Annotated in this window: 16 protein-coding genes and 1 pseudogene; 12 read left to right on the top strand and 5 right to left on the bottom strand. The window is 55.4% G+C overall.

Annotation, left to right across the window (positions count from 1 at the left end):
• Positions 1 to 145 precede the first annotated feature (145 nt).
• From tal to C3F35_RS08375, 3 genes are all read left to right on the top strand, one after another.
• On the top strand, positions 146 to 1,099 hold the full coding sequence (gene tal / locus C3F35_RS08385) for a transaldolase (RefSeq protein WP_032616436.1): 954 nt from the start codon (positions 146 to 148) through the stop codon (positions 1,097 to 1,099).
• Positions 1,100 to 1,209: 110 nt separating this feature from the next.
• Positions 1,210 to 1,797: a molybdopterin adenylyltransferase gene (mog, locus tag C3F35_RS08380; RefSeq protein WP_032616437.1), complete on the top strand. Its 588-nt coding sequence runs from the start codon at positions 1,210 to 1,212 to the stop codon at positions 1,795 to 1,797.
• 123 nt (positions 1,798 to 1,920) lie between these two features.
• Positions 1,921 to 3,210, top strand: coding sequence for an MFS transporter (locus C3F35_RS08375; RefSeq protein WP_103792710.1), 1,290 nt, complete (start codon positions 1,921 to 1,923; stop codon positions 3,208 to 3,210).
• 38 nt (positions 3,211 to 3,248) lie between these two features.
• Here the strand turns inward: C3F35_RS08375 and C3F35_RS08370 are convergent, their stop codons facing one another.
• The 4 genes from C3F35_RS08370 to satP form a co-directional block, all read right to left on the bottom strand.
• Positions 3,249 to 4,385 (bottom strand): ABC transporter substrate-binding protein, encoded by a 1,137-nt coding sequence (locus tag C3F35_RS08370; RefSeq protein WP_103792711.1) that lies wholly within the window; start codon positions 4,383 to 4,385, stop codon positions 3,249 to 3,251.
• Between the two features lie 18 nt (positions 4,386 to 4,403).
• Positions 4,404 to 5,180: an ABC transporter ATP-binding protein gene (locus tag C3F35_RS08365; protein WP_103792712.1), complete on the bottom strand. Its 777-nt coding sequence runs from the start codon at positions 5,178 to 5,180 to the stop codon at positions 4,404 to 4,406.
• Entirely contained in the window at positions 5,177 to 6,250 is a 1,074-nt protein-coding gene (locus tag C3F35_RS08360) for a FecCD family ABC transporter permease (RefSeq protein WP_103792713.1), read from the bottom strand. The genes C3F35_RS08365 and C3F35_RS08360 overlap by 4 nt, the downstream gene beginning before the upstream one ends.
• 255 nt (positions 6,251 to 6,505) lie before the next feature.
• Positions 6,506 to 7,075, bottom strand: a complete 570-nt coding sequence (gene satP / locus C3F35_RS08355; protein ID WP_059308758.1) for an acetate uptake transporter — start codon at positions 7,073 to 7,075, stop codon at positions 6,506 to 6,508.
• Positions 7,076 to 7,371: 296 nt separating this feature from the next.
• Between satP and dnaK the strand changes: the two genes are divergently transcribed.
• The 4 genes from dnaK (at position 7,372) to nhaR (ending at position 12,822) form a co-directional block, all read left to right on the top strand.
• Positions 7,372 to 9,291 (top strand): molecular chaperone DnaK, encoded by a 1,920-nt coding sequence (gene dnaK / locus C3F35_RS08350; RefSeq protein ID WP_032616446.1) that lies wholly within the window; start codon positions 7,372 to 7,374, stop codon positions 9,289 to 9,291.
• 86 nt (positions 9,292 to 9,377) lie between these two features.
• Positions 9,378 to 10,514: a molecular chaperone DnaJ gene (gene dnaJ, locus C3F35_RS08345; protein ID WP_032616447.1), complete on the top strand. Its 1,137-nt coding sequence runs from the start codon at positions 9,378 to 9,380 to the stop codon at positions 10,512 to 10,514.
• A gap of 174 nt (positions 10,515 to 10,688) precedes the next feature.
• Positions 10,689 to 11,864: a Na+/H+ antiporter NhaA gene (nhaA, locus tag C3F35_RS08340; RefSeq protein ID WP_103792714.1), complete on the top strand. Its 1,176-nt coding sequence runs from the start codon at positions 10,689 to 10,691 to the stop codon at positions 11,862 to 11,864.
• A gap of 58 nt (positions 11,865 to 11,922) precedes the next feature.
• Positions 11,923 to 12,822, top strand: a complete 900-nt coding sequence (gene nhaR, locus C3F35_RS08335) for a transcriptional activator NhaR (RefSeq protein WP_103792715.1) — start codon at positions 11,923 to 11,925, stop codon at positions 12,820 to 12,822.
• 57 nt (positions 12,823 to 12,879) lie between these two features.
• On the opposite strand, the gene rpsT is transcribed toward nhaR, so the two are convergent.
• Positions 12,880 to 13,143 carry a 30S ribosomal protein S20 gene (rpsT, locus tag C3F35_RS08330; protein ID WP_032616451.1) on the bottom strand — a complete coding sequence of 88 codons (264 nt, stop codon included), beginning with the start codon at positions 13,141 to 13,143 and terminating at the stop codon, positions 12,880 to 12,882.
• Positions 13,144 to 13,244: 101 nt separating this feature from the next.
• Between rpsT and C3F35_RS27040 the strand changes: the two are divergent.
• The 5 genes and pseudogenes from C3F35_RS27040 (at position 13,245) to fkpB (ending at position 18,326) form a co-directional block, all read left to right on the top strand.
• A pseudogene (locus C3F35_RS27040) lies at positions 13,245 to 13,463 on the top strand (DUF2575 domain-containing protein).
• 7 nt (positions 13,464 to 13,470) lie between these two features.
• Positions 13,471 to 14,409 carry a bifunctional riboflavin kinase/FAD synthetase gene (gene ribF, locus C3F35_RS08320; protein WP_032616452.1) on the top strand — a complete coding sequence of 313 codons (939 nt, stop codon included), beginning with the start codon at positions 13,471 to 13,473 and terminating at the stop codon, positions 14,407 to 14,409.
• A 33-nt stretch (positions 14,410 to 14,442) separates the two neighbouring features.
• Positions 14,443 to 17,259 carry an isoleucine--tRNA ligase gene (gene ileS, locus C3F35_RS08315; RefSeq protein ID WP_077227132.1) on the top strand — a complete coding sequence of 939 codons (2,817 nt, stop codon included), beginning with the start codon at positions 14,443 to 14,445 and terminating at the stop codon, positions 17,257 to 17,259.
• Positions 17,259 to 17,759: a signal peptidase II gene (gene lspA / locus C3F35_RS08310; RefSeq protein WP_032616454.1), complete on the top strand. Its 501-nt coding sequence runs from the start codon at positions 17,259 to 17,261 to the stop codon at positions 17,757 to 17,759. Before ileS ends, lspA begins: the two co-directional genes overlap by 1 nt.
• Positions 17,760 to 17,876: 117 nt before the next feature.
• Positions 17,877 to 18,326: an FKBP-type peptidyl-prolyl cis-trans isomerase gene (gene fkpB / locus C3F35_RS08305; RefSeq protein WP_032616512.1), complete on the top strand. Its 450-nt coding sequence runs from the start codon at positions 17,877 to 17,879 to the stop codon at positions 18,324 to 18,326.
• Position 18,327 lies beyond the last annotated feature (1 nt).

Here is an 18,327-nt window from a genome sequence, read left to right as displayed (position 1 = left end):
GTCTGCGGTTGCGCTGACCTTCCGTCGTGTTATCATCAGGGCAGACCGGTTACATCCCCCTAACAAGTAAACCTGTCATTTTTCCGTTTCTGGCCTTCAGCTGGTAACGCGAATTATCCAGGGCAAGTTAAAGAGAAACACTATCATGACGGATAAATTAACCTCCCTTCGTCAGTTCACGACTGTTGTCGCTGACACCGGAGATATCGCGGCAATGAAGTTGTACCAGCCGCAGGATGCCACAACGAACCCTTCTCTGATCCTTAACGCTGCACAGATCCCTGAATACCGCAAACTGATCGACGACGCCGTTGCCTGGGCGAAAACCCAGAGCAGCTCACGCGAGCAGCAGATTGTTGATGCCTCGGATAAACTGGCTGTTAACATTGGTCTGGAAATTCTGAAGCTGGTTCCGGGCCGTATCTCGACAGAAGTCGATGCGCGTCTGTCTTACGACACCGAAGCGTCTATCGCGAAAGCCAAACGCCTGATCAAACTGTACAACGATGCTGGCATCAGCAACGACCGTATCCTGATCAAACTGGCCTCTACCTGGCAGGGCATCCGTGCTGCAGAGCAGCTGGAAAAAGAAGGCATCAACTGTAACCTGACCCTGCTGTTCTCCTTTGCCCAGGCGCGTGCTTGTGCAGAAGCGGGCGTGTTCCTGATCTCCCCGTTCGTGGGCCGTATTCTGGACTGGTACAAAGCCAATACCGACAAGAAAGAGTACGCAGCGTCTGAAGATCCGGGCGTGGTTTCCGTTACCGAAATCTACGAGTATTACAAACAGCACGGCTATGAAACCGTGGTGATGGGCGCAAGCTTCCGTAACGTTGGCGAAATCCTGGAACTGGCTGGCTGTGACCGTCTGACCATCGCACCTGCGCTGCTGAAAGAGCTGGCAGAAAGCGAAGGCGCGATCGAGCGTAAGCTGAGCTTCAGCGGCGAAGTGAAAGCCCGTCCTGAGCGTATCACTGAATCCGAATTCCTGTGGCAGCACAACCAGGATCCAATGGCCGTAGACAAACTGGCGGACGGTATCCGTAAGTTTGCTATCGACCAGGAAAAACTGGAAAAAATGATCGGCGAACTGCTGTAATCATTCCCGCGTGACCGGGCTTCCGGTCACGCGACTTCGCTTGCTCCCTGTCTGAATCCCCCGCCTGCGTGTATCATTCCCTCAATCTGTATTGTTTGAATGGAATGAATATGAATACCTTACGCATTGGCTTAGTTTCCGTCTCCGATCGCGCCTCCAGCGGTGTTTATGAAGATAAAGGCATCCCCGCACTGGAAGCCTGGCTGGCGTCTGCCCTGACCACCCCCTTTGAAGTGCTAACCCGCCTGATCCCGGATGAACAGGCCATCATCGAGCAAACCTTATGTGAACTGGTTGATGAAATGAGCTGCCACCTGGTGCTGACCACAGGCGGCACAGGGCCAGCGCGTCGCGACGTGACGCCGGATGCGACCCTCGCCATTGCCGATCGTGAAATGCCGGGCTTTGGCGAACAGATGCGCCAGATCAGCCTACACTTTGTGCCAACGGCGATCCTCTCCCGCCAGGTAGGGGTGATCCGCAAGCAGGCGCTGATCCTCAATTTACCGGGCCAGCCAAAGTCCATTAAAGAGACGCTGGAAGGGGTGAAAGAGGCTGACGGTAAGGTGGTCGTGGCGGGTATCTTTGCAAGTGTACCTTATTGTGTACAGCTCCTTGAGGGGCCTTACGTTGAAACGGACCCGCAGGTGGTAGCAGCTTTTCGCCCGAAAAGCGCGAGGCGTGAAATAATCTCCTGAAATTAACAATAATGTGACATAAGCTGTAACGGCAGTGGCGTGCTAATTGATTTACGGTATAGTAATTTTTTCTTTACGATCGCTGTAAATATAACTCAACAACTCAGCCCAAAATGGTTCGCTATGCCACATTACAACCGGCCTCTCAATCGTCAGGATTATAAAACCCTCACGCTTGCCGCTCTCGGCGGCGCGCTGGAGTTTTATGACTTCATCATTTTCGTCTTTTTTGCGGCGGTCGTCGGGGCGTTGTTCTTCCCGGCTGACATCCCCGAATGGCTGCGTCAGGTACAGACTTTTGGCATCTTTGCCGCCGGGTATCTGGCTCGTCCGCTGGGGGGCATCATCATGGCGCACTTCGGCGATCTGGTGGGACGCAAAAAGATGTTCACCCTCAGCATCCTGCTGATGGCCGTACCGACGCTGGCTATCGGCCTGCTGCCTACCTATGCCTCGATGGGGATTATCGCCCCGGTATTGCTGTTGTTGATGCGCATTTTGCAGGGGGCGGCAATCGGCGGGGAAGTGCCCGGTGCCTGGGTGTTTGTGGCGGAGCATGTTCCGGCCCGGCGGATCGGTATTGCCTGCGGGACGCTTACCGCAGGGCTGACGGTTGGTATTCTGCTCGGTTCGGTGGTGGCGACGTTGGTGAACACCAGCATGACCCAACAGGCGGTGCTCGACTGGGGCTGGCGTATTCCGTTCCTGCTGGGCGGCGCTTTCGGGCTGGTGGCGATGTATCTGCGTCGCTGGTTGCAGGAGACGCCGATCTTCCTCGAGATGCAGCAGCGCAAGGCGCTGGCGCAGGAGCTGCCGGTCAAGGCGGTGGTAGTGCGGCACAAAAAAGCGGTGGTGGTGTCGATGCTGCTCACCTGGCTGCTGTCGGCGGGCATCGTGGTGGTGATTTTGATGTCGCCGGTCTGGCTGCAAAAACAGTATGGCTTTGCCCCGGCGGTAACCTTGCAGGCCAACAGTATCGCGACCATCATGCTCTGCTTTGGATGCCTGATTGCCGGGCTGGTGGTGGATCGTATCGGTTCCAGCCTGACCTTTATCATCGGTAGCCTGCTGCTGGCCGGGGCGAGCTGGGCGTTCTATCACCTGGTGGGTAGCCACCCGGAACAGCTGTTCCTGCTGTACGGCATGGTCGGGCTGTGTGTTGGCGTAGTAGGGGCCGTGCCGTACGTCATGGTGCGCGCCTTCCCGCCGGAAGTGCGCTTCACTGGTATCTCCTTCTCGTATAACGTTTCTTACGCCATCTTCGGTGGGCTGACGCCGATTGCCGTCACCCTGCTGATGGGCGTATCGCCAATGGCTCCTGCCTGGTACGTGCTGGCGCTCTCGCTGATGGGGCTGGCATTAGGTCTCTGGCTGCGCCAGAAGCCCGTAGAAGTGCCTGTCCTGGCCGGTTAACGCTTTGGCCGGGGAGGCGAAGCCCCCCGGCCTTGTCGTTAGTGCGATGGGGTATAGCTCAGGATGATGTTGTCATCCGGGATCTGAGTAAAGTCTTTGATAATGCGATGGTAATCCGCGACCGGATCTACATCGTTAAACAGCGTCGGGTAGAAAATTTTGCTCAGTGTCTCAATGGCGACGATGTTGTACGGATTGTTATAGAAGTGGTGATAGAGCGCGCCGGTGTGGCCTTGTGCGACGGCCGGAATACTGCTGACACCCTGACGCGACAGCAGAGCGTTGAAGGCGGCGGTGACATCATCCGCCGGAACGTTGTAGCCAAACGGGATAATCGCCGTACCTTTACCTGGTCGTCTGGAGCCGGTCATCAGGTAATAATCCGGGTTCAGCGAGATAATTTTCTCTACCGCGATATTCCCGGTTGCCCCCGGTAGCAGCTGCGAGCCGATGTTGGTGCCGCCTGCTGCTTCGACCAGACCACCCCAGCCGTTACGCGCGTGGGTAAAGCAGCAGCCATTATCCAGCCCGCCGACGCCAGCAATAGGTTCGATAAAGACCAGCGGTTTTTTACTGGTCGTTGCCAGACGCTGGTGGATCCTATCCAGCCGCTGCTGATAGAAATCCATGTAGGCCTGCGCACGCGCGGTTTGTCCCATCACCTTACCTAACAGGGCAATACTCGGCAGGGTGTTCTCCACCGGGTGCAATTCGTAATCCACGAAGATAACCGGAATATGCAGGGCGTCGAGCTTCGCCAGTACGCCGGTCTGCACCAGGGACGGCTTAGCGCGTAGCTGGGCAATCATCAGGTCGGGCTGACGGGAGATTACCGTTTCAAGATCGACATTGCCCTGGTCGGAAAACTTCATGTCGAGGATCTTCTCCGCTTCCGGCCATTTACGCTTCAGCACGTTCCAGGTTTCGGTGTCCTGTTTTTTCGGCAGATTGTTCCACGCCACCACTTTAGCGAACGGGTTATCGCGCTCCAGCAGCGCCAGGGCGAAGATGTCGCGTCCGTCCTGCAGGATGATACGCTGCGGTTCGTGTTCAACGGTGACCGTGCGGTTATCCAGATCCTTAACCGTTACCGGCCAGCTCTGCGCCTGGGCGAGCAAAGGTGAAAGTAGCAATGCCAGGCCGCCTGCGGCGGCAATGAGTTTTTTCAGCGTCATGTTTTCCCCGTCTTTTTCTTATGGTGTTAACCCATCGACCACCACATGCGGCAGCCCACGGGAACAGTATTCAACCCGGCCATCCACGCCATACACCGTTGCCAGGTTGGCTGGAGTAACAACCTCACCCGGCAGGCCGCTGGCAATCAGTTCTCCACCTTTCAACATCAGTGCAAAATCCGCATGGCGCAGGGCAATGTTGATGTCGTGGATCACCACGACGGTGACGATATTGCGCAGACGCGTTTCGCGGGCAACGATATCCATCACATGGAACTGGTAGTTAAGATCGAGTGCGCTTAGGGGTTCATCCAGCAACAGCAGATCCGGTTCGCGGATAAGGGACTGGGCAAGGCCAATAAGCTGCTTTTGCCCGCCGGAGAGTTGATCGAGAAAGCTCATCGCCAGATGGGCAACCCCCAGTTTGTCCAGAATGGACCAGGCTTCGTGTTCGACATCCAGACCCGAAGTGCCGCCGCTGGCCCGGCGGGCAACAATAATCGATTCCAGCGCGTGCAGATGCACGCCCTGCGGCAGGGATTGCGGCAGATAAACCACTTTTTGCGCCCGCGTAGCAGAGGGAAGGGTCATCAGATCTTCGCCGTTAAGCTGCAATGCCCCTTGAGCGGGGTTCAGGTCAGCCAGGGCGCGCAGCAGGGTGGATTTGCCCGAGCCATTCGGCCCCAGCAGAGCGGTGATCTGCCCGCGAGGGAGAAGCGGGGTGTTCAGCCCACTGATAATCTTTTTCTTGCGATAGCCGGTGTGCAGATCGCAGACGCGCAGACCTTCGGTCATACGTTCCCCCGGTTGCGAATAATGATGCTGAGGAAGAACGGCACGCCCACCAGCGAGGTGACAATGCCCACAGGAATAATGACGCCGGGAACGATGTTCTTGGAAAATACCGAGGCCAGCGACAGCACCAGCGCGCCAATCAGCATGCTGCCGGGCAGATAAAACCGGTGATCTTCGCCAAACATCATGCGGGCGATATGCGGGGCCACCAGGCCGATAAAGCCAACGGGGCCGACAAAGGCGACCGTCAGGGCCGAGATAATACTGATGCGTAACAGCGTCGCCAGACGCAGCTTTTTCACGTTAATGCCAAAGCTGACGGCACGATCTTCACCCAGACGCAGCGCCGTAAGCTTCCAGGCATTTTTCAACGACAGCGGCACGATAATCAGCAGCGCCACGGCCAGGATCGCCAGCTTATCCCACGAGGCTCTCGCCAGGCTGCCCATCGTCCAGAAGACCAGCCCCTGCAGCGTGTCTTCGCTGGCCACAAATTGCAGGATGGAAATCAACGCGTTAAAGGTAAAGACCAGGGCGATACCAAACAGCACCACGCCGGAGGTGGCCACACGGGTCCAGCGGCTGATGCCATCCAGAATAAAGCAGGCCAGCAGCGCAAAAACAAAGGCGTTTGCCGGAATGAACCACTTGTCGGCAATGCCGGGAATGCCTAAACCGAGCACAATCGCCAGCGCGGCGCCGAAAGAGGCCGCAGACGACACGCCCAACGTAAACGGGCTGGCGAGCGGATTATTGAGGATGGTTTGCATCTCCGCCCCGGCCAGCCCGAGTGCCATGCCGACGGCAACGGCCATCAGCGCGAACGGTAACCGCAGTTCCCAGACGATCACCCGGGTTCCGGCGTCGGCCGCGGCGGCGTTGATTAAGGTATGCCAGAGGGTGGAAACGGAAATGCCTGACGGGCCGAGCGTGAAGTCGAGTAACAGGGAGCAAATAATAAAGAAGAATAGCGCCCCTGCCAGGGCAAAGCGCCGGACAAGAACCTTACGGTATCGTGACGCGATAATGGATTCGCCAGTGTGATCGCTGGCAGCAAGGCTGGAATTCATCAGTTAACCTTATGCAACACAACAAAATCATTTCATCCCCTTGGGTTCCATTTCGGGTGCTACCTGATATCCATTCTCCGGGATGCGCCGGGTCACACTAATCGCAATGATAATGCTTATCAATTGTATGAGGTGATTATTGCCATCCTGTTTAATCATCGTTTCTGTTGTGACTGAAAATTGAGCGGAGTGAAACAAGAGAGGGTATGCACGGAGGAGGCGATATCGTGCCCGCAGGGCGGGCACGAAGGGGGATCAGTGTTTTTCACCAATCGGCAGAACGGTGCGACCGAACTGTTCGTTCAGGACTTCACCCATTGCCAGGTAGATGGCGCTGGCGCCGCAGACCAGGCCAATCCAGCCCGCTACGTGAATAATAGATTCGCCGTTTTCCACCAGATGACCTACAGCCAGCAGTGCAAACAGCACGGTCAGGCTCAGGAACACAAACTGCAGCGCACGGTTACCTTGCAGCGTACCGAAGAACATGAACAGGGTGAAGACACCCCACAGGCCCAGATAGACGCCCAGGAATTGTGCATTCGCCGCATCGGCCAGACCCATTTTCGGCATCAGCAGAATGGCGACCAGGGTCAGCCAGAAAGAGCCGTAAGAGGTGAATGCGGTTAAACCGAAGGTATTGCCTTTCTTATATTCCAGCAGGCCCGCAAAGATCTGTGCGATACCGCCGTAAAAAATGCCCATCGCCAGGATAATGCCGTCCATCGGGAACATCCCGATATTGTGCAGGTTCAGCAGAATGGTGGTCATGCCGAAACCCATCAGGCCCAGCGGAGCCGGATTAGCCAACTTAGTGTTGCCCATAAGTCCTCAAAAAAATCATCATTAATATGGTGAAATGGTGAATCCCACGCCAATTCTCCCTGGCGGGGCGCGGCATCATAATGGGCGGCATCAGCGCCGTCTATGATCTAATCAGGGTGAAATTAAAAATTTTTTTATCCTCCCCCCTTGATGGATGCCGTTGCGACCCCATCTTGTAGTCAACCGCAGTGTGTGGACCTGAAAAAATTCAAATCTGGACAGTTGAAAAAGCACCTTCTGCCCTTATTACAGGTACACAACCACATGTTGACTGAATTTTTAGTGGAGACGTTTAGATGGGTAAAATTATTGGTATCGACCTGGGTACTACCAACTCTTGTGTAGCGATTATGGATGGCACCACTGCACGTGTGCTGGAGAACGCCGAGGGCGATCGCACCACGCCTTCTATCATTGCTTATACCCAGGATGGTGAAACTCTGGTTGGTCAGCCGGCTAAACGTCAGGCAGTGACAAACCCGCAAAACACCCTGTTTGCGATTAAACGCCTGATTGGCCGTCGCTTCCAGGACGAAGAAGTTCAGCGTGATGAAGCCATCATGCCGTACAAAATCATCGGCGCTGAGAACGGCGACGCATGGATTGACGTTAAAGGTCAGAAAATGGCACCGCCGCAGATCTCTGCTGAAGTGCTGAAGAAAATGAAGAAAACGGCTGAAGATTACCTGGGCGAAGCGGTAACTGAAGCAGTTATCACCGTACCTGCTTACTTCAACGATGCTCAGCGTCAGGCAACCAAAGACGCCGGTCGTATCGCAGGTCTGGAAGTCAAACGTATCATCAACGAACCAACCGCAGCGGCACTGGCCTACGGTCTGGATAAAGAAGTTGGCAACCGTACTATCGCGGTTTACGACCTCGGTGGTGGTACTTTCGATATCTCTATTATCGAAATCGACGAAGTTGACGGCGAAAAAACCTTTGAAGTTCTGGCAACCAACGGTGATACCCACCTGGGTGGTGAAGACTTCGACAGCCGTATGATCAACTACCTCGTTGACGAGTTTAAGAAAGACCAGGGCATTGACCTGCGTAACGACCCGCTGGCGATGCAGCGTCTGAAAGAAGCCGCAGAAAAAGCGAAGATCGAGCTTTCTTCTGCACAGCAGACCGACGTGAACCTGCCGTACATTACTGCAGACGCGACCGGTCCAAAACACATGAACATCAAAGTGACTCGCGCGAAACTGGAAAGCCTGGTTGAAGACCTGGTTAACCGTTCCATCGAGCCGCTGAAAGTTGCTCTGCAGGACGCGGGTCTGTCCGTATCCGAAATCCAGGACGTTATCCTGGTGGGTGGTCAGACACGTATGCCAATGGTTCAGAAGAAAGTGGCTGAATTCTTTGGTAAAGAGCCACGTAAAGACGTTAACCCGGACGAAGCTGTTGCCATCGGTGCAGCGGTTCAGGGCGGCGTTCTGACCGGTGAAGTTAAAGACGTACTGCTGCTGGACGTTACCCCGCTGTCTCTGGGTATCGAAACCATGGGCGGTGTGATGACGGCGCTGATTGCCAAAAACACCACCATCCCAACCAAGCACAGCCAGGTGTTCTCTACCGCTGAAGACAACCAGTCTGCGGTAACCATCCATGTGCTGCAGGGTGAGCGTAAACGCGCCGCAGATAACAAAGATCTGGGTCAGTTTAACCTCGATGGTATCAGCCCGGCACCGCGCGGTATGCCGCAGATCGAAGTGACCTTCGACATCGATGCCGACGGTATCCTGCACGTTTCCGCGAAGGACAAAAACAGCGGTAAAGAGCAGAAGATCACCATTAAGGCCTCTTCCGGTCTGAACGAAGAAGAGATCCAGAAAATGGTTCGCGAAGCGGAAGCTAACGCCGAGTCTGACCGTAAGTTCGAAGAACTGGTTCAGACCCGCAACCAGGGTGACCATCTGCTGCACAGCACCCGTAAGCAGGTTGAAGAAGCCGGCGATAAACTGCCAGCTGACGACAAAACTGCTATCGAGTCTGCACTGAGCGCGCTGGAAGCGTCCCTGAAAGGCGAAGACAAAGCTGATATCGAAGCGAAAATGCAGGCGCTGGCCCAGGCTTCTGAGAAGCTGATGGAGATCGCGCAGCAGCAACACGCACAGCAGCAGGCTGGTGCAGGTGCTGACGCTTCTGCAAACAACGCGAAAGATGACGATGTTGTCGACGCAGAGTTTGAAGAAGTGAAAGACAAAAAATAATCGCCCTTTGAACGGGTAATACACTGGCACGGGCGAAGAGGTTTCCTCTCCGCCCGTGCACGCATGTTAGGGGCAGATAAAACAAGATGGCTAAGCAAGACTATTACGAGATTTTAGGCGTTTCCAAAACAGCGGAAGAGCGTGAAATCAAAAAGGCGTATAAGCGCCTGGCCATGAAATTTCACCCGGACCGCAACCAGGGTGACAAAGAGGCCGAAGCCAAGTTTAAAGAGATCAAAGAAGCCTACGAAGTCCTGACCGATGCCCAGAAACGTGCGGCATACGATCAGTACGGTCATGCTGCGTTTGAACAGGGCGGCATGGGCGGCGGCGGCGGATTTGGTGGCGGCGGCGCAGATTTCAGCGATATTTTTGGTGACGTCTTTGGTGACATCTTCGGCGGCGGTCGCGGTCGTCAGCGTGCGGCCCGTGGCGCAGACCTGCGCTACAACATGGAACTGTCGCTGGAAGAAGCGGTACGCGGCGTAACGAAAGAGATCCGCATTCCGACCCTGGAAGAGTGTGACATCTGCCACGGCAGCGGCGCGAAAGTGGGTACCAAGCCGCAGACCTGTCCAACCTGTCACGGTTCCGGCCAGGTACAGATGCGCCAGGGCTTCTTTGCCGTACAGCAGAGCTGTCCACACTGTCAGGGGCGCGGTACGCTGATCAAGGATCCGTGCAACAAGTGTCACGGTCATGGTCGCGTTGAGAAGACCAAAACCCTGTCCGTTAAAATCCCGGCAGGCGTGGATACCGGCGATCGTATTCGTCTGTCTGGCGAAGGCGAAGCGGGTGAACATGGTGCACCAGCGGGCGATCTGTACGTTCAGGTGCAGGTGAAGCAGCACGCGATTTTCGAACGTGAAGGCAACAACCTCTACTGCGAAGTGCCGATCAACTTTGCGATGGCGGCCATGGGCGGCGAAATTGAAGTGCCAACCCTCGACGGTCGCGTAAACCTGAAAGTGCCTGGCGAAACGCAGACCGGCAAGCTGTTCCGCATGCGCGGGAAAGGCGTGAAATCGGTGCGTGGCGGCGCGCAGGGCGACCTGCTGTGTCGCGTGGTGGTTGAAACACCGGTTGGCCTGAATGAGAAACAGAAGCAGCTGCTGAGAGAGTTGCAGGAGAGCTTTGGCGGCCCGACGGGTGAGAATAACAGCCCGCGCTCCAAAAGCTTCTTTGATGGCGTGAAAAAATTCTTTGACGATTTGACTCGCTAATCGGTGAGCTGACGTTTTTCTCAAAGCCCGGAAGCGATTCCGGGCTTTTTTTATGGCTGAAAAACATAGCTCGGAAAAACTGAGTGCATACTCAATATTAACCTGCTTTTACCGATGAATATCCACGAGTATGATGGTTTTAACGAAGAATTTCCGTAAAAAGAGAGAGTAAAAGTGAAACTTCTGCACCGTTTTTTCAGTAATGAGGCCGCCGGCGGCATCATACTTATTCTGGCGGCCGCGCTGGCAATGCTGCTGGCTAATATGGGCGGTACCCGCGACCTCTATCATTCTTTTCTGGAAACGCCTGTCGAACTACGGGTCGGCGTGCTCGAAATCAATAAGAACATGCTGCTGTGGATCAACGATGCACTGATGGCGGTCTTTTTCCAGCTGGTAGGCCTTGAGGTGAAGCGTGAGCTGGTACAAGGCTCACTCGCCAGTCGCCAGCGCGCTGCGTTCCCGGTGATTGCCGCTATCGGCGGGATGGTGGTACCCGCGCTGATCTACCTGGCGTTTAACTACCAGGACCCTCTTGCCCGCCAGGGCTGGGCAATCCCCGCAGCAACGGACATCGCCTTTGCGCTGGGCGTTCTGGCTCTGCTGGGCAACCGCGTGCCAATGGCGCTAAAAATCTTTCTGATGGCGCTGGCTATCATTGACGATTTGGGCGCAATTATCATCATTGCCCTGTTCTATACCAGCGAACTGTCGATGTTGTCGCTGGGTGTCGCAGCGGCGGCCATTGCGGCACTGGCGCTGCTGAATATCTTCAACGTTCGTCGGATTGGCATCTATGTGCTGGTGGGGATGGTTCTGTGGACGGCGGTACTGAAATCGGGCGTGCATGCCACCCTGGCCGGGGTGATTATCGGCTTCTTCGTCCCGCTGAAGTCGCAGGAGGGCAAATCCCCGGCGAAACAGCTGGAGCATGTTCTGCATCCATGGGTCGCTTTTCTGATCCTGCCGCTGTTTGCCTTTGCGAATGCGGGTGTCTCCCTTCAAGGGGTGACCTTCGCAGGACTGACATCAATGTTGCCGCTGGGGATCATTGCCGGGCTGTTTATCGGCAAGCCGCTGGGAATTAGCCTCTTCTGCTGGCTGGCGCTGAAACTGAAGCTGGCCTCGTTGCCACACGGCACCACCTGTCGGCAGATCATGGCCGTTGGCGTGCTGTGCGGGATTGGCTTCACGATGTCGATCTTTATCTCGACGCTGGCATTTGGCGCACATGCCCCGGAGCTTATCGTCTGGGCTAAACTGGGTATTCTGACCGGGTCACTGCTGGCGGCGTTTGTTGGTTATGCCTTACTGAAAATGAAATTGTCGGGGCAGGTACATCCGGCATAACAGGACATCGGGAGGGCAGGCCGCCCTCCCGTAAACACTATCAGGGAGCGAGGATCGTATGTCTCATCTTAATTACAACCACCTGTACTACTTCTGGCATGTCTATAAAGAAGGGTCGGTTGTCGGCGCTGCAGAAGCGCTCTACCTGACGCCACAAACCATTACCGGGCAGATCAAAGCCCTGGAAGAGCGCCTGCAGGGGAAGCTCTTCAAGCGCAAGGGACGTGGCATCGAACCCAGCGAGCTTGGTGAGCTGGTGTTTCGCTACGCCGACAAAATGTTCACCCTGAGCCAGGAAATGCTCGATATCGTCAATTATCGCAAGGAGTCGAACCTGCTCTTTGACGTGGGCGTCGCGGATGCGCTGTCAAAAAGGCTGGTCAGCGGCGTGCTGGATGCGGCGGTGGTTGAAGATGAACAAATCCACCTGCGCTGTTTTGAATCCACCCACGAGATGCTCCTGGAGCAGCTAAGCCAGCATAAGCTGGATATGATTATCTCGGATTGCCCGATCGATTCTACCCAGCAGGAAGGGCTGTTTTCGGTGAAAATTGGCGAATGTGGCGTGAGCTTCTGGTGTATCAATCCCCCGCCGAAAAAACCCTTCCCTGCCTGTCTGGAAGAGCGACGTTTACTGGTGCCAGGGCGGCGTTCAATGCTCGGCCGCAAGCTGCTGAACTGGTTTAACTCGCAGGGGCTGAACGTGGAGATTCTGGGTGAGTTTGATGATGCGGCGCTAATGAAAGCCTTTGGCGAAGCGCACAACGCGATCTTCGTTGCCCCGACGCTTTACGCACAGGACCTCTATACGGACATCAGGATTACGGAGATTGGCAGGGTGGATAACGTGATGGAGGAGTATCACGCGATATTCGCCGAAAGAATGATTCAGCATCCGGCAGTGCAGCGTATTTGTAACCGTGACTACTCGGCACTGTTTACGCCACCAGCAATCTGAAGGCATAAAAAAACCCGCGTTAAGCGGGTTCTTTAAACAAGCAACAACAAGTGACGATTAAGCCAGTTTGTTGATCTGCGCGATCAGGTTTGCTTTATGACGCGCTGCTTTGTTTTTGTGGATCAGACCTTTAGCAGCCTGACGATCCACGATTGGTTGCATTTCGTTAAATGCGTTCTGCGCTGCAGCTTTGTCGCCAGCTTCGATTGCTGCGTATACTTTCTTGATGAAAGTACGCATCATAGAGCGACGGCTTGCGTTGTGCTTACGAGCCTTTTCAGACTGAACGGCACGTTTCTTAGCTGATTTGATATTAGCCAAGTCCAACTCCCAAATATGATCTATGTGGACAATTCAAAGGCCGAGGAATATGCCCTCTCTGCCTTCTTTTGTCAATGGATTTGTGCAAATAAGCGCCGTTAATTAGCGACGCTACGTTACGTAGTGATGGCGCAGGATTCTACCAGCTTGTCGCTCCTGAATACAGCTTTTCGACATAAAAATCCTCATCCGCAGACAGATTTTTTCGCTGTGAAAGGCAACCCTGATGAAATCATTACGGCTTTCTGTTTTGCGTGAACAATCGCCGGTTAACCTTAACCGCTGTACAAGGTATACTTTGGCGATTTTCACTGTTTTGAGCCAGTCATGAAGCTGATACGCGGCATACATAATCTCAGTCAGGCCCCGCACGGGTGTGTGCTGACTATTGGTAATTTCGACGGCGTGCATCGTGGACATCAGGTGCTGTTGCAGGGGTTACGTGAAGAGGGGCGGGCACGAGGTCTGCCGGTAGTAGTCATGATTTTTGAGCCGCAGCCGCTGGAGCTTTTTGCCAGCGAGAAGGCGCCTGCGCGCCTGACCCGCCTGCGTGAAAAATTACGTTACCTGGCCCAGTGCGGCGTGGACTACGTCCTGTGCGTCCGTTTTGATCGGCGCTTCGCCGCGCTGACGGCACAAAATTTTGTCAGCGACCTGTTGGTTGATCGCCTCGGGGTGCGCTTTCTGGCCGTGGGTGATGATTTCCGCTTTGGCGCTGGTCGTCAGGGGGATTTCTTGCTATTACAGAAGGCTGGCCTGGAGTATGGCTTTGACGTCACCAGCACCCAGACCTTTTGCGAAGGCGGCGTACGCATCAGCAGCACGGCAGTACGCCAGGCGCTGGCTGATGACGATCTGGATGCCGCCGCAACGCTGCTCGGCCGCCCGTTCTCCATCTCCGGGCGCGTAGTGCATGGCGATGAACTGGGTCGCACCATTGGTTTCCCTACGGCGAACTTACCGCTGCGCCGTCAGGTTTCCCCGGTAAAAGGGGTCTTTGCGGTAGAGGTAACGGGGCTGGGCGATAAGCCTCTGCCCGGCGTTGCCAATATTGGTACCCGTCCGACAGTGGCCGGTGTACGTCAGCAACTCGAAGTGCATTTGCTGGACGTTGTAATGGACCTTTATGGTCGCCATATAGATGTAATCCTGCGTAAAAAAATACGCAATGAGCAGCGATTCGCCTCGCTCGATGAGCTGAAAGCGCAAATAGCGAGAGATGAATTAACAGCCCGCGAAATTTTTGGGCTTTCAAACCCGGCTTAATGCCTGAGATATAAATACGGAACCGAGAATCTGATGAGTGACTATAAATCAACCCTGAATTTGCCGGAAACAGGGTTCCCGATGCGCGGCGACCTCGCTAAGCGTGAACCGGGAATGCTGGCGCGTTGGACCGATGATGACCTGTACGGCATCATCCGTGCAGCCAAAAAAGGCAAAAAAACCTTCATTCTGCATGATGGCCCTCCTTATGCGAATGGCAGCATTCATATTGGTCACTCTGTAAACAAGATTCTGAAAGACATTATCGTGAAGTCCAAAGGCCTCATGGGCTTTGACTCGCCTTACGTTCCAGGCTGGGACTGTCACGGTCTGCCAATTGAGCTGAAAGTAGAGCAAGAGTTCGGTAAGCCAGGCGAGAAGTTCACCGCAGCTGAATTCCGCGCGAAATGCCGCGAATACGCTGCCACCCAGGTTGACGGTCAGCGTGAAGACTTTATCCGTCTGGGCGTGCTGGGCGACTGGTCGCATCCGTACCTGACCATGGACTTCAAAACCGAAGCCAACATCATTCGTGCGCTGGGTAAAATCATCGGTAACGGCCACCTGCACAAAGGCGCCAAGCCGGTGCACTGGTGCGTGGACTGCCGTTCTGCGCTGGCTGAGGCAGAAGTTGAATATTACGACAAAACTTCTCCATCCATCGATGTGGCCTTCGAAGGCGTCGATCAGGAAGCGCTGCAGGGCAAATTTGGTCTGCCAGGCGTCGAAGGCCCAATCTCGCTGGTGATCTGGACCACCACGCCATGGACCCTGCCTGCCAACCGTGCGATCTCCCTCTCTGCGGAGTTCGAATACGCGCTGGTACAGGTTGAAGGCCGTGCGCTGATCCTGGCGAAAGACCTGGTGGAGAGCGTGCTGAAGCGCGCGAACATCACCGAGTACAGCATTCTGGGTACGGTTAAAGGTGCCGAGCTGGAGCATCTGCGCTTCAAGCATCCGTTCCTTGATTTCGATGTGCCAGCGATTCTGGGCGAACACGTCACCCTCGAAGCGGGTACCGGTGCGGTACATACCGCCGGTGGCCACGGCCCGGACGACTACAGCATCAGTTTGAAATACGGTCTGGAAATCGCCAACCCGGTTGGCCCGGACGGCGCTTACCTGCCAGGCACCTATCCGACCCTGGACGGCGTGAACGTCTTTAAAGCTAACGACATCATCGTCAACATGCTGCGCGACAACGGCTCGCTGCTGCATGTTGAGAAAATGCAGCACAGCTATCCGTGCTGCTGGCGTCATAAGACACCAATCATCTTCCGCGCGACCCCACAGTGGTTTGTCAGCATGGATCAGAAAGGCCTGCGCGCGCAGTCTCTGAAAGAGATCAAAGGCGTGCAGTGGATCCCGGACTGGGGCCAGGCGCGCATCGAATCTATGGTTGCGAACCGTCCTGACTGGTGTATCTCCCGTCAGCGTACCTGGGGCGTACCGATGTCTCTGTTCGTCCATAAAGAGACCCAGGAACTGCACCCGAATACCCTGGAACTGATGGAAGAAGTGGCGAAGCGCGTCGAAGTTGACGGCATTCAGGCGTGGTGGGATCTCGACGCCCGCGACATCCTGGGCGCGGACGCGGATAACTACGAGAAAGTGCCAGATACCCTGGACGTGTGGTTCGACTCCGGTTCAACGCACGCCTCTGTTGTTGACGTGCGTCCAGAGTTTGCCGGCCACGCTGCCGACATGTATCTGGAAGGTTCTGACCAACACCGTGGCTGGTTCATGTCATCCCTGATGATTTCCACCGCTATGAAGGGTAAAGCACCTTACCGTCAGGTACTGACTCACGGTTTCACCGTGGATGGTCAGGGTCGTAAGATGTCCAAATCTATCGGTAACACCGTTTCTCCGCAGGACGTGATGAACAAACTGGGCGCCGACATTCTGCGTCTGTGGGTGGCATCAACTGACTACACCGGCGAAATGGCGGTGTCTGACGAGATCCTGAAACGTGCTGCCGACAGCTATCGTCGTATCCGTAACACCGCGCGCTTCCTGCTGGCGAACCTGAACGGGTTCGATCCGGCAAAAGACATGGTGAAACCGGAAGAGATGGTCGTTCTGGATCGCTGGGCCGTGGGCTGCGCGAAAGCGGCACAGGAAGATATCCTGAAAGCTTACGAGTCTTACGACTTCCACGAAGTGGTGCAGCGCCTGATGCGCTTCTGCTCCATCGAAATGGGTTCGTTCTACCTCGACATCATCAAAGACCGTCAGTACACCGCGAAAGCCGACAGCGTGGCGCGTCGCAGCTGCCAGACCGCACTGTTCCATATCGCAGAAGCGCTGGTGCGCTGGATGGCACCGATCATGTCCTTCACCGCGGATGAGATTTGGGGCTACCTGCCAGGGGATCGTGAGAAGTATGTCTTCACTGGCGAGTGGTACGAAGGTCTGTTTGGCCTGTCCGGGACCGAAGCCATGAACGACAGCTTCTGGGACGAGCTGCTGAAAGTGCGCGGCGAAGTGAACAAAGTGATCGAGCAGGCGCGTGCCGACAAGAAAGTGGGCGGCTCCCTGGAAGCGGCAGTGACCCTGTACGCGGAACCTGAGCTGGCTGCGAAGCTGACTGCGCTGGGCGATGAATTACGATTTGTTCTGTTGACCTCCGGTGCGAATGTTGCGGATTATGCCGACGCGAGCGCTGATGCCCAGCAGAGCGAACTGCTCAAAGGGTTGAAAGTGGCGCTGGTGAAAGCCGAAGGTGAGAAGTGCTCGCGCTGCTGGCATTACACGACCGATGTCGGCAAGGTGGCGGAACACGCAGAGATCTGCGGACGCTGTGTCAGCAACATCGCCGGTGATGGCGAAAAACGTAAGTTTGCCTGATGAGTAAATCACTCTCTTCAACAGGGCTGCGCTGGCTGTGGCTGGTGGTAGTCGTGCTGATTATTGATTTGGGCAGCAAATACCTGATCCTCCAGAACTTTGCTCTGGGGGATACGGTTTCGCTGTTCCCGTCGCTTAATCTGCACTATGCGCGCAACTACGGCGCGGCGTTTAGCTTCCTGGCTGACAGCGGCGGCTGGCAGCGCTGGTTCTTCGCAGGTATCGCTCTCGGTATCTGCGTTGTGCTGGCAGTGCTGATGTACCGCGGGAAAGCCACGCAAAAGCTGAACAACATCGCCTACGCACTGATCATTGGCGGTGCGCTGGGTAACCTGTTTGACCGTCTGTGGCACGGCTTTGTGGTCGATATGATCGACTTCTATGTCGGCAACTGGCACTTCGCCACCTTTAACCTGGCCGATACTGCAATTTGTATTGGTGCGGCGTTAATCGTGCTGGAAGGCTTCCTGCCGAACGCAGCCGCGAAGAAACAGGCTTAAGCATCAACGCCGGGTGACGCGCAGCGATCCCGGCCTACCGAATATGCCAACGCCAGTTTGCCGGGTAAGCGAAGCGCCACCTGGCAAACTGCGAGGCAATATTAAAGAGCAATGTTTATGTCTAAATCCGTACAGAGCAACAGCGCGATCCTCGTTCACTTCACGCTGAAACTGGATGATGGCTCTACCGCAGAATCCACCCGCAATAACGGCAAACCGGCGCTGTTTCGCCTGGGCGATACCTCCCTGTCCGAAGGTCTTGAGCAGCAACTGCTGGGGCTGAAAGAGGGAGAGAAGAAAGCCTTCTCTCTGGAGCCGGATGCTGCGTTTGGCGTGCCCAGCCCGGACCTGATCCAGTACTTCTCGCGTCGTGAATTTATGGACGCGGGTGAGCCTGAAATCGGGGCGATTATGCTCTTTACCGCTATGGACGGCAGCGAAATGCCTGGCGTGATTCGGGAAATCAACGGGGACTCCATCACCGTCGACTTCAACCATCCGCTTGCCGGGCGTACCGTCCATTTTGATGTTGAAGTGCTGGAAATTGACCCAGCGCTGGAGGCCTGAA

This window comes from Leclercia sp. LSNIH3 (genome assembly GCF_002935105.1).
GTDB classification, from domain to species: Bacteria; Pseudomonadota; Gammaproteobacteria; order Enterobacterales; family Enterobacteriaceae; genus Enterobacter; species Enterobacter adecarboxylatus.
The sequence above is the reverse complement of the archived record's forward strand: the minus strand, read 5'-3'. Positions and strand labels throughout refer to the sequence as shown.